This window comes from Cytobacillus sp. FSL K6-0265 (genome assembly GCF_038003465.1).
In the GTDB taxonomy this organism is placed as follows: Bacteria; Bacillota; Bacilli; order Bacillales; family Cytobacillaceae; genus Cytobacillus; species Cytobacillus stercorigallinarum.
This window is the reverse complement of sequence record NZ_JBBOPE010000001.1, coordinates 3,036,685-3,049,180: the sequence shown is the minus strand read 5'-3', so window position 1 is coordinate 3,049,180 and position 12,496 is coordinate 3,036,685. Positions and strand designations below refer to the sequence as shown.

Below are 12,496 nucleotides of genomic sequence, written 5' to 3'. Positions count from 1 at the left end.
TCCACCTGCTCAAATATGAGGAGGATACGATGAAAAATCAATGGCTCTTTTTTTTAAAAGGAATCGTCACAGTTAGGACAAGCGGTAGAGGGAGTGAAAGATTTTTAAATACTTTAACGAGAGCTGGTGTATCCGTATGGAATGTTAAAGCTCATGGAAGCCAAGTCCTTACATTTCAAATGAAGTTAGATGATTTACCGACTTTAAGACAATATGCAAGAACTGCTGACTGCAAATTTGAGTTTGTCGGTCGCAAAGGATTGCCCTTCATGAAAAAGCGTATGCTACGTAATAGTGGGTTCTTTTTTGGGGCAATTGCTTTCTTAGTCGTTGTGATTTTGTTGTCAAATATGGTGTGGGGGATCGAAATTAAAGGCGCAAATCCAGCAACAGAATATAAGATGGAAAAAGAGTTAGAGAAAATTGGCGTAAAAAAAGGGAAACTACAATTCTTTATCGATACACCTGAAGGTATACAACGGTATTTAACTGAAAATGTGAATGAAATTACTTGGGTCGGTGTAGAGCTGAAAGGGACAACCTATCATCTTCAAGTGGTAGAAAAAAATGAACCAAAGAAAACAGAATTGTTAAGTCCACAGCATTTAGTGGCAAAGAAAAAAGGAACGATTGTCGGTATGTTTATTGAAGAGGGAGAAGCGAAGGCGAAAATTAATGACTTTGTTAAACCAGGTCAATTATTAGTTTCCGGCCTAATTGGAAATGATGAAAAAAAGAAAATAGTGCCTGCCAAAGGAGAAGTGTTAGCGGAAACGTGGTATAAAGCGAATGTAACCTATCCATTAGAGAAAAAGTCCAACGTATACACCGGCGATCAAAAAGTAAAACACACATTGGAGCTCGGTTCATTAAAGATTCCTTTATGGGGCTTTGGAAATATAGATTTTGACCACTATGTAAAAGAAGAGGACAAGCGGCAAGTTAAATTCTTAAAATGGGAGCTACCCATTGTAATGACAAAAAATATCTACAGGGAAGCAGAAGTGATGACACAAGTTTTTAATGAAAAAGAGGCGATTTTAGAGGCGAAGAAATTAGCTAGAAGTAAGATTAAAAAGCAGCTAGATGAAGATGCTACGATTAAAGGGGAAAATGTTTTGCACCAATCGATAGAGAATGGTAAAGTTACATTATCAATACATTTCCAAATTATTGAGAATATTGCTGAGGAACAACCAATAATCCAAGGAGATAAAGAATGACAGAAGATTTAAAGACATTAAATGTGCATTTTGAAAACCCAAATGAAGCTATTGCCCTATTAGGGAATGGCGACACAAATATTAAATTAATTGAAGAGCAATTAGCGGTATCGATTGTTACAAGAGGCGAATCTGTTTATGTTTCAGGTGAGACAGATGCTGTGGCCATTGCAGGTGACGTAATTGAGCAACTTCTCTATGTTATTAGAAAAGGTATTCAAATAAGTGGTAGGGATATTATTTACGCTTTGGAGATGGCAAGGAAGGGCACATTAGAATATTTCAAAGAACTTTATGAAGAAGAAATAATGAAAAATGCAAAAGGTAAGTCGATTCGAGTTAAAACTTTAGGTCAGCGCCAATATATTATGGCCATGCGACAGAAAGATTTAGTTTTTGGTATTGGTCCTGCAGGGACGGGGAAAACCTACTTAGCTGTTGTAATGGCAGTGAATGCGCTTAAGAATGGACAAGTGAAAAAGATTATTCTTACTCGTCCAGCTGTAGAAGCAGGGGAGAGCTTAGGGTTTTTACCAGGAGACTTAAAAGAAAAGGTTGATCCGTATTTACGGCCTTTGTATGATGCGCTTCACGATATACTAGGAGCAGAGCATACAGAAAGGTTAATTGAAAGAGGAACAATTGAAATTGCCCCACTTGCTTATATGAGGGGACGTACGTTAGATGATGCTTATGTTATTTTAGATGAAGCGCAAAACGCAACACAAGCGCAAATGAAAATGTTCTTAACACGTTTAGGCTTTGGATCAAAAATGGTTATTACTGGTGACAAAAGTCAAATAGATCTTCCTCGTGGTGCTAGATCAGGTCTCGTGGTAAGTGAACAAATATTAAATGGTGTATCTGGAATAAGTTTTATTCATTTAGAACAAAGTGACGTCGTCAGACATCCACTTGTGGCAAAAATCATCCAAGCATACGAAGAAAATGCTGAATAAATGGCTGTTTTCAGCAACACAATCTAAGAACAAATTCTGCTTTTGAATCAGAGTTTGTTCTTTTTATCGTGACCTATAAATGATTGAATTTTCAGGGTGCCTTAAATCATACATGCCTTATTAAAATCATCATATATGGGAAGTACTTGTAAGGTGAAATGCATATCCTAAAAGGGTGTATGGGGCGATATTTAAAGGAATGATGCGCGCTTTTGCTTGATTTCTACGGGCAATCTCCCTGGAATTACGATTGATTGTTATTTGGAGTATATGGATGAATAGGGTAAGATAGAGATGATTACAAATTGTCATCAATTAAAAATATTAGTGTAATCTTGAAAAAAAACTGTTATGATTTTACATAATTAAGGAGAAAAGAATTTCTCAGAGATACTTAGGATTGGAGGTCTAGCTAATGGATAAACTCCAGCACTACATACATAAAATTAGAAACTTATTAAAAATGACATTTGTTAGGGTTTTGCTCTTTGTTCTCCTTGGAATCATTATGTACGCAACAATGTTTTCAAATGTACGACCAGAGAAATTGGAATTAAGTCTTTTTTCTGTAGCAGAGCAAACGATTCGTTCGCCTGTTACGATTGAAGATAAAGAAAGTACCGAAAAGAAAAAGAAAGAAGCTGAAAACCAAGTTGAGGACGTTTATGTCGTAAAAAAAGAAATTGCCCAGAATCGAGTGGATCTCATTACATCAATTTTTGATACCGTTTCGGAAGTAAATGAAGATGCCACGGAGGAAAACAAGCAAGCTTCAGAAAAGGCGAAAGAAAGCGAAAAGGATGAAAAACCTAAGCTAGTTAGTCTTGATGAGAAACTTGAGCGCACAAAATCACAATTAACCGAAGAAGTGACTAAGGAAATTTCAGATACCGTATTGATCACGTTATTAGAAGCAAGCCCTAATCAATTATCCATTGCAAAGGATGTTACAATTACAGAGATTAATCACGTAATGCAACAAAGGATTCCTGCTGATGGGGTAGAAAACGCTAAAAAACGTGTGCAAGATCAAATTAGCTTAACATCACTCAATAATACTTTAAAAACTGCTATGATAGAGCTTGGTAGGTATGCTATTTACCAGAATGAATTTTACGCTCCGGAGGAAACACAAGAGAAAAGACAAACAGCTGTTGAATCCGTTGAACCAGTCAAAATATTACAAGGACAAATTCTTGTTGAGCAAAATCAACTTATTAGTAGGGAAGTTTATCGTCAACTTGAACTAGTAGGCATGTTAGATAGTGAAAATAGCATCCAACCCTTTATTGGACTAGCGTTAGTTGTTCTCATCATTCTAGCAGCTACTTATTATTATTTTTATGAGCTCGATAAACCGCAAGAAGCGAAGCAAAATTTCTTGTTAGTCTATAGTATTGTTTTCATCATTTCCTTACTACTTATGAAGGGGATTAGCTATATACAGGCATTTGAGTATTCTGATATACTCTATATATTTCCTGCTGCAATGGGTTCGATGTTAATTAAAATCCTTATTAGTGAAAAACTGGCCCTTTATTATTCAGTGATTATTGCTATTTGTGGTTCCCTTATCTTTAATGGCTCTATTACTGGAACGTTTCATGTAACTGCTGCCATTTATATCACTTGTAGTGGAATAGCGGGCGTATTATTTTTAAGCAAACAAAACCAACGATCAAAAATTTTACAAGCTGGCCTGCTTGTTTCTGTCGTTAATATTTTAGTGATTTTAGCATTGTTATTGCTAAGAAATGGTCAAGTGGATCTTGTAGAGTACAGTTTTTATATGGTTTCTGGATTTATATCAGCCATTTCCGCAGCTGTTCTTACAATCGGGTTCTTGCCATTTTTTGAGGCAGGCTTCGGGATTCTTTCTGCTATGAAGCTAATCGAACTATCGAGCCCTAATCATCCGCTTTTAAGGAAAATTCTAACAGAGGCGCCAGGAACATATCACCATAGTGTAATGGTTGCTAACCTGTCAGATTCTGCCTGTGAAGCTATTGGTGCCAATGGACTTCTAGCGAGAGTTGGTTGCTATTATCACGATATAGGAAAGACAAAAAGGCCACAATTTTTTATCGAAAACCAAATAAACAAAGATAACCCACATGATAAGCTTCCACCATTAACGAGTAAAAATATTATTATTGCACATGCGCAAGATGGTGCTGATTTGTTAAGGAAGCATAAAATGCCAAAAGAAATTATTGACATTGCTGAACAACATCATGGCACGACTTTACTTAAGTTCTTTTACTACAAAGCAAAAGAAAGTGGAGTCGAAGTGAAAGAGGATGATTTCCGCTATCCTGGGCCAAAGGCACAAACGAAGGAATCGGCTGTGATAGGGATAGCTGATAGCGTTGAGGCAGCTGTGCGCTCTATGTCTCATCCTACTCCAGAACAAATTGATGATCTTATTCGTAAAATCATTGCTGACCGACTTCAAGATGGGCAGTTAAACGAATGCGATTTAACATTAAAAGAGTTAGAGGTAGTTGCAAAATCATTTAACGAAACATTGAATGGAATTTTCCATTCACGAATTGAATATCCAGAAATGACGAATCAGAAGGTGACACAAGCATGACATTACACATTGACTTTATCGATGAAACAGAAGGACTTACAGAGGCGCAAACAAGAGAGATTGAAAACCTGCTACAATTTGCAGCTGTAAAAGAAGTGGTTGAAGAAGATACGGAGATTTCTATTACGTTTGTTGAAAATGCACGCATACAAGAAATCAATCGTGAATATAGAAATAAAGACAAGGCCACAGATGTGATTTCATTTGCAATGGAAGAAATGGGGGAAGGGGAAATCCCTCTTATCGGTGAAGGTTTGCCTCGCATGTTAGGCGATATTATTATCTCTATTCCTAAAGCAGTGGAACAAGCAGAAGAGTATGGCCATAGTTTTATGAGAGAATTAGGATTTTTATCTGTACATGGTTTCCTACATTTACTTGGGTATGACCATGAAACAACCGAGGAGGAGAAAATAATGTTTACTCGGCAAAAGGAAATTTTAGATGAATTCGGATTACAGAGATAAAAATTCACGCAAAAAACAATCATTACTCTCGTCATTTTATTTTGCATTTATCGGGGTCTTTACCGCTTTAAAAGCGGAACGAAACTTGAAAATCCACTTTGTGATGGCAGTACTAGTTATTTTTTTCGGGATTATTTTTGAATTGACTAAAACAGAATGGCTATTGGTAAGTTTTGCAATAGCTGGGATGATTGCACTTGAGTTAATGAATACAGCGATAGAGCGTGTTGTTGATCTTGTAACAACAGAGCAGCATCCGCTAGCGAAGCAAGCGAAAGATATTGCAGCTGGGGCAGTTCTTATATTTGCCGTTTTAACGGTAATCATTGGCCTTTCAATTTTTTTACCAAAGATCTTTTAAGTGTATAGCCGCTATGTGCGGTTATATGCTTTTTTCACGTTTTAAGACTATTTGCCTGTTTGTTTTAAAAAAGTACAAGATGGATTAAAATATAGCTGCATACAAGAAAAACACATTTTCATCTCTTCATTTCATGAAATGAAGGTAAACAGTTTGTATCGTACGGATGTTTAAGCTAAAATGACAGAGCACACGCAAATTTAATAAATAGGCTTATTTACTGAAAATTCAATTATTTTATTACAAAATGACAACAACCCATGATTTTACAAAAAAAATAGTGTAAAATAAAAGAAGGCAATCGGCCATTTCGGAAAGGAAGAAACAATTGAACATTGATCAATTAATCGAAGAAGCGAAAATAGCAAGGGACCGGGCATATGTACCGTATTCAAAATTTAAAGTTGGCGCAGCTCTTTTGGCTGTCGATGGTACAGTTTTCCACGGATGTAATATAGAAAATGCCGCATATAGTATGTGTAATTGTGCTGAAAGAACAGCGCTGTTTAAAGCGTATTCTGATGGCGTAACAGAATTTAAAATGTTAGCAGTTGTTGCAGATACTGACAGGCCAGTATCACCATGTGGCGCGTGCAGACAGGTAATTTCTGAATTATGTTCTAAAGAGATGCCGGTCGTTCTAACAAACTTAAACGGAGATACACAACAATTAACAGTAGAGCAACTATTACCAGGAGCTTTTTCATCGGAGGATTTACATGAATAATCAACAAGGACATCAATCAGGGTTTATTTCCATTATCGGCAGACCAAATGTAGGAAAGTCTACACTACTTAATCGTGTCATCGGACAAAAAATTGCGATTATGAGTGATAAACCACAAACAACAAGAAACAAAGTACAAGGTGTACTCACAACAAATGATGCACAGTATATCTTTATCGATACACCAGGGATTCATAAGCCTAAACATAAATTAGGTGACTTTATGATGAAAGTTGCACAAAATACGCTAAAAGAAGTCGATGCGATAATATTTATGGTGAATGCTGAAGAAGGATTTGGCAGAGGGGAAGAGTTCATTATTGAAAAGTTCCAATCAGTCAAAACACCTGTTTTTCTTGTCATCAATAAAATTGACAAAATTCACCCGGATGCTTTATTGTCTGTCATTGATTCTTATAAAGAGAAATATAACTTCTGCGAAATTGTGCCGATATCCGCTTTAGAAGGAAATAATGTTGATCGTCTTCTAGAGCAGCTTAAGGAATATTTACCAGAGGGGCCGCAATACTATCCTGCTGATCAAGTAACAGATCACCCTGAGAGGTTTATTATTTCCGAATTGATACGTGAAAAGGCTTTACATTTAACACGCGAAGAAATTCCCCACTCATTAGCGGTTGTCATCGATAAGATTGAGCGGCAAGATAAGAAGGATATTATTCACGTCATGGCCACGATTATTGTTGAAAGAGATTCTCAAAAGGGTATTGTCATTGGTAAACAAGGGAAAATGCTCAAAGAGATCGGACAACGAGCGAGAGTGGATATAGAAAATCTCATGGGAAGTAAGGTTTTCCTCGAGTTATGGGTTAAAGTTCAAAAAGATTGGCGTAACAAAATGACCCAGTTAAGAGACTTTGGATTTAGGGAAGATGAATATTAAACCTGTCAACATAGGTTATTGGTGAAATCAAAGATTTATGCATCTATTTAATTAACAATTTTTTCGTCTTATGATTTTCAGAAGACAGGCTATGATAAGAGTATAGATTTAATTGCTAGTAAAAACACAATAAAGGTGGGGTTATCTATGAAAGATTTTACCTGGAAAGTGTTTTCTCAAACAGGTAATATTGACACATATCTTCTTTTTAAAGAAATTGAAAAAGATTACCAGGATATACCCGTAGAACAAGATGAAGAACTAGCAGAATTTGATTTTCCGATTTCATAGGTTGTCATCATATAAGGATGGTGACAGTAATGCTTGAAAAATGTGAAGGCATTGTCATTAGAACAGTCAATTATGGCGAAACAAATAAAATTGTCACACTCTTTACAAGAGAGTGGGGAAAGGTTGGTGTGATGGCACGCGGTGCAAAAAAGCCGAATAGTCGGCTTGCTGCTGTCACCCAGCCTTTTACTTATGGCACTTATTTGATACAAAGAAGCAGAGGGCTTGGGACCCTTCAACAAGGTGATATTTCACTTTCAATGCGTAGTATAAAAGAAGATATCTTTCTAACAGCTTATGTGAGTTACATAGTAGACTTACTGGATAAAGGGACGGAAGAGAAGAAGCCTAACCCCTATCTTTTCGAACTTGTATTTAGGTGTATACAAGCAATTGATGAAGGCTATGATGCAGAAATTCTTACACATATTTTCGAAATGAAAATGCTTGGCTTATTTGGATTATATCCTGAGCTTAACCATTGTGCCGTCTGTCAACGGACGGAAGGGACATTTGCCTTTTCTATTAGTCAAAATGGCTTCATTTGTCATCACTGTTTGGATAAAGATCCATATCATTTAAAGCTTTCTCCCGCTACTGTTAGATTACTTCGCATTTTTTATTACATGGACATGTCAAGGCTTGGGAATATATCGGTAAAAGAACAAACCAAACTTGAATTGAAAAAAGTAATAGAAACATACTACGATGAATATGCAGGCTTGCAATTAAAAACAAAAAGGTTTTTAAATCAAATGACCAATATGAAAGGATTCATGCAATAATAAGTAAGTGAGCTATTGACTTTCTAAAGAAATTCAGCTATTATTTCTTTAAATTATAGCTATGTTTAGCAATGAAGGAGAAAAGTACTTCACTCCCTCTATACAAGCGACTCTAGGAGAGTGTGAGCTAGAGAATAGAAAGTGAACGAAGGGCGCTCTGGAGCAACAGGTGAAGTAAAAGAGGCTACGTGAAATTGAGTAGCAAATAGGGTGGAACCGCGGGTTAACTCTCGTCCCTATGTCTTTATTAAAGGCATAAGAGACGAGAGTTTTTTATGTTTTTAAAGAAAAAATATTTATCGCCCAAATGGCTAAAAAGCAAGTGTTTATCTATGTAGATACCGGTCTATGGTGACTGAAAAGTAAAGAAAGAGGTGGCTTATGAATATTCAAAATATGATTTTAACATTGCAAAAGCACTGGTCAGATCAAGGGTGTATTTTAATGCAAGCTTATGACACGGAAAAAGGTGCAGGTACAATGAGTCCGTATACATTTTTAAGAGCGATTGGACCTGAACCGTGGAATGTTGCTTATGTAGAGCCTTCTAGAAGACCAGCAGACGGCCGATATGGTGAAAATCCAAACCGTCTTTATCAGCATCATCAGTTTCAAGTGATTATGAAGCCTTCACCAGACAATATCCAAGAACTATATTTAGCTTCTCTAGAAGCATTAGGTATTGATCCATTAAAACATGATATTCGCTTTGTTGAAGATAATTGGGAAAACCCGTCTTTAGGCTGTGCAGGACTCGGTTGGGAAGTATGGCTTGATGGGATGGAAATTACGCAATTTACTTATTTCCAACAAGTCGGAGGATTAGAGTGTAAGCCTGTTTCTGTTGAGATTACATATGGTATTGAAAGACTTGCCTCTTATATTCAAGACAAGGAAAATGTATTTGAATTAGAATGGACAGACGGCTTTACGGTAAGAGATATTTTTGGACAACCAGAATATGAGCATTCAAAGTATACATTCGAAACTTCAGATGTTGATATGTTATTTAACCTCTTTAATGTTTATGAAAAAGAAGCTCATCGCCAAATGGAGGAGGGACTCGTTCATCCTGCATATGATTATGTTCTCAAATGTTCGCATACATTCAACTTATTAGATGCAAGAGGTGCGATTTCTGTCACTGAGAGAACGGGGTATATTGGTCGATGTCGTACACTCGCTCGAAAAATTGCGAAAACATTTTATGAAGAACGTGAGAAATTAGGATTTCCAATGATTCAAGAAAAGGAGGGAATAGACCATGAGTAAACAAGATCTCCTATTAGAAATTGGCTTAGAAGAAATGCCAGCCCGTTTTGTAACAGATAGCATGAACCAACTAGCGGAAAAAATAAAAACTTGGTTGGTCGAAAAAGGTATTCAATTTGAAGGAATGAAAGCATACTCTACGCCTAGAAGATTAGCTGTTCTTGTAGAGGGTGTGGAGGAAGCACAGGAAGATGTCCATGAAGAAGCAAAAGGACCAGCAAAAAAAATCGCGATGAATGACCAAGGTGAGTGGACAAAAGCAGCGATTGGCTTTAGTAGAGGTCAAGGAGCGACACCTGATGATATTTTCTTTAAAGAAATCAAAGGTGTGGAATATGCGCATGTTAAAACCTTTACCAAGGGCCAAGAAACATTGAAATTACTTCCTGAATTAAAAGAGCTCATTCTTTCTATGCACTTTCCTAAGAATATGAAGTGGGCAGACAAAGAAATGCGCTTTATTAGACCAATTAAATGGTTAGTGGCATTGTTTGGTGAAAAGGTGATTCCTTTTGAAATAACAAATGTACAAACAGGTAACACATCTAGAGGACATCGTTTCTTAGGAAAAGATGTTGTTATTACAAGTCCTACATCATACGAAAAAGCACTGCTTGCAGAATATGTAATTGTAGATGCTGAGGAAAGAAAAGCAGCCATTCGTCAGCAAATCAATAAAATAGAAGAAGAACAAAATTGGCTCGTGCCAATGGATGAAGACTTACTTGAAGAAGTAAATAACTTGGTAGAGTATCCGACTGCTTTATTCGGAAGTTTTGAAGAGGAGTACTTATCATTACCAGAGGAAGTACTTGTGACTTCAATGAAAGAACACCAGCGCTATTTTCCTGTTAAATCGAAAAGTGGAGACTTATTGCCTCAATTTATAACAGTGAGGAATGGCGGCCACGAACATTTGGATAATGTCGCTCGAGGAAATGAAAAGGTACTACGAGCAAGATTATCAGATGCTGCATTTTTCTATAATGAAGACCAAAAAACACCAATTGCAGCTTCTTTGAAAAAATTAGAAAAAATCGTTTATCATGAAGAAATTGGAACGATGTCTGAGAAAGTAGATCGTGTACGAGCATTAACGAACCATCTCGCTCAATTATTATCACTCTCATCAGAGGATAAAAAAGTAGCAGACAGGGCTGCAGAAATTTGTAAGTTTGACCTTGTGACCCAAATGGTGTATGAATTTCCAGAACTCCAAGGGTTCATGGGTGAGAAATATGCCTTGCAAAAAGGAGAAGATGCTGTAGTAGCTCGGGCAATTAATGAACATTATATGCCAAGAAACGCACATGATTCTACTGCAAAATCTGTACCTGGAGCGATATTATCTATTGCAGAAAAATTAGACACGATTGCCTCATGTTTTGCCATTGGGATTATCCCAAGTGGTTCACAAGATCCGTATGCGTTAAGAAGACAAGCGACTGGAATCATCCAAACATTGCTAAATATGAAGTGGGAGGTATCGCTTGAGGAGTTACTTAATCAAGCTATTCACCTTACAGAAAATGCGGGCATTAATAAACAAGAGAATGCGAAAATAAAAGAAGAGTTATTAGTCTTTTTCCGTTTAAGAATTAAATATATTTTACAAGAAAAAGCTATTCGCTATGATTTAATTGATGCTGTATTAGGCAGCGCATTAACATCAGTGCCAGCGATGATTGAAAGAGCACAAGTTTTGCATTTAAACAAAGATAATGACAGCTTCAAAGGTGAAATAGAAGCATTAAGTAGGGTCTTGAATATCGCTCAAAAAGCAGAAAGTATAGAAGATATTCAAATAGAACTATTTGAGAATGAAGATGAGCATAAGCTGTATAATAAATACATTGAAGTAAGAAATAACCTTGATGATTCTACGAGTGCAGAGGATTATTTCCGCTATCTTGTATCATTAAAACCAGAAATTGATATGTATTTTGAACATACAATGGTAATGGCTAAAGATCCAAAAGTGAAAGCGAATCGTTTAAGTTTCATGGCCCATTTAGCTGCGATGATACAATCGTTTGCACAAATGAATCATATACTTGTGAAATGATTTAAAGGAAAGAACCTTTAACTGCTGCCATATGGTTCTTTCCGCCCTTTCTCATTTACATCAACAAGCAAATTCTTTTCATTTCTGAGAAATAGTATATAATAATTATATAAAAGTATAACCTTATTGCTCGTTCATAATTTGCTTATTTGGGGAAAACTTCTACATATGCATAGGTTTACTTAGAAGACGCTCCAATTCAAGGTGGTGAGATCAATGGAACTCAATAAACGGCAGGAAAAAATATTAGAAATCGTGAAAGATAATGGTCCAATTACAGGGGAACATATCGCTGATCAATTACATTTAACAAGAGCTACGCTTCGTCCGGATTTAGCTATTTTAACGATGGCTGGCTATTTAGATGCAAGACCAAGAGTAGGATATTTCTATACAGGGAAAACGGGTGCTCAACTTTTAACTGAGAATATGAAAAAGTTATTTGTGAAGGATTACCAATCTATTCCGGTTGTTATTAGTGAAAATACTTCGGTTTATGATGCCATTGTAACAATGTTTTTAGAGGATGTTGGCACATTATTTGTGGTCGATAAGGACTCTTTACTAGTAGGTGTACTATCTAGAAAAGATTTGTTAAGAGCCAGTATCGGAAAGCAAGAGCTCGGTGCACTACCAGTAAATATCATTATGACAAGGATGCCAAACATCACAATGTGTAAGAAAGAAGACTTACTTATAGATGTAGCGCAACAACTCATTGATAAGCAGATTGATGGTATGCCCGTTGTGAAGGAAGCTGATAAAGGCTTTGAGGTTATTGGAAGAATAACAAAGACTAATTTAACAAAAGCATTTGTTGCACTAGCGGGTGAATAAGTAAGAGCT

General features: G+C 36.5%; 12 protein-coding genes. All 12 read left to right on the top strand.

Annotated features, from left to right (window positions below; all coding sequences use genetic code 11):
- Positions 1 to 29: 29 nt before the first annotated feature.
- Positions 30 to 1,223 (top strand): sporulation protein YqfD, encoded by a 1,194-nt coding sequence (gene yqfD / locus MHH73_RS15405; protein ID WP_191810416.1) that lies wholly within the window; start codon positions 30 to 32, stop codon positions 1,221 to 1,223.
- Entirely contained in the window at positions 1,220 to 2,182 is a 963-nt protein-coding gene (locus MHH73_RS15400) for a PhoH family protein (RefSeq protein WP_191810419.1), read from the top strand. The genes yqfD and MHH73_RS15400 overlap by 4 nt, the downstream gene beginning before the upstream one ends.
- A 415-nt stretch (positions 2,183 to 2,597) precedes the next feature.
- Positions 2,598 to 4,778 carry an HD family phosphohydrolase gene (locus MHH73_RS15395; protein ID WP_191810421.1) on the top strand — a complete coding sequence of 727 codons (2,181 nt, stop codon included), beginning with the start codon at positions 2,598 to 2,600 and terminating at the stop codon, positions 4,776 to 4,778.
- The gene (ybeY, locus tag MHH73_RS15390; RefSeq protein WP_191810423.1) at positions 4,775 to 5,245 is read left to right on the top strand and encodes an rRNA maturation RNase YbeY; all 471 of its coding nucleotides are present in this window, start codon (positions 4,775 to 4,777) and stop codon (positions 5,243 to 5,245) included. The genes MHH73_RS15395 and ybeY overlap by 4 nt, the downstream gene beginning before the upstream one ends.
- On the top strand, positions 5,223 to 5,606 hold the full coding sequence (locus MHH73_RS15385; RefSeq protein ID WP_191810425.1) for a diacylglycerol kinase family protein: 384 nt from the start codon (positions 5,223 to 5,225) through the stop codon (positions 5,604 to 5,606). Before ybeY ends, MHH73_RS15385 begins: the two co-directional genes overlap by 23 nt.
- 328 nt (positions 5,607 to 5,934) lie before the next feature.
- The gene (locus MHH73_RS15380) at positions 5,935 to 6,333 is read left to right on the top strand and encodes a cytidine deaminase (protein ID WP_191810427.1); all 399 of its coding nucleotides are present in this window, start codon (positions 5,935 to 5,937) and stop codon (positions 6,331 to 6,333) included.
- Positions 6,326 to 7,237 carry a GTPase Era gene (era, locus tag MHH73_RS15375; RefSeq protein ID WP_191810429.1) on the top strand — a complete coding sequence of 304 codons (912 nt, stop codon included), beginning with the start codon at positions 6,326 to 6,328 and terminating at the stop codon, positions 7,235 to 7,237. The genes MHH73_RS15380 and era overlap by 8 nt, the downstream gene beginning before the upstream one ends.
- A gap of 147 nt (positions 7,238 to 7,384) precedes the next feature.
- Positions 7,385 to 7,528: a YqzL family protein gene (locus MHH73_RS15370; protein WP_191810431.1), complete on the top strand. Its 144-nt coding sequence runs from the start codon at positions 7,385 to 7,387 to the stop codon at positions 7,526 to 7,528.
- Between the two features lie 29 nt (positions 7,529 to 7,557).
- Positions 7,558 to 8,313 (top strand): DNA repair protein RecO, encoded by a 756-nt coding sequence (recO, locus tag MHH73_RS15365; RefSeq protein ID WP_191810433.1) that lies wholly within the window; start codon positions 7,558 to 7,560, stop codon positions 8,311 to 8,313.
- A 381-nt stretch (positions 8,314 to 8,694) separates the two neighbouring features.
- On the top strand, positions 8,695 to 9,585 hold the full coding sequence (gene glyQ, locus MHH73_RS15360) for a glycine--tRNA ligase subunit alpha (protein WP_191810435.1): 891 nt from the start codon (positions 8,695 to 8,697) through the stop codon (positions 9,583 to 9,585).
- A complete protein-coding gene (gene glyS, locus MHH73_RS15355) occupies positions 9,578 to 11,650 on the top strand; it encodes a glycine--tRNA ligase subunit beta (RefSeq protein ID WP_341067897.1) in 2,073 nt (690 codons plus the stop codon). Before glyQ ends, glyS begins: the two co-directional genes overlap by 8 nt.
- 216 nt (positions 11,651 to 11,866) lie before the next feature.
- Positions 11,867 to 12,487 (top strand): helix-turn-helix transcriptional regulator, encoded by a 621-nt coding sequence (locus MHH73_RS15350; RefSeq protein ID WP_225230375.1) that lies wholly within the window; start codon positions 11,867 to 11,869, stop codon positions 12,485 to 12,487.
- Positions 12,488 to 12,496: the final 9 nt, after the last annotated feature.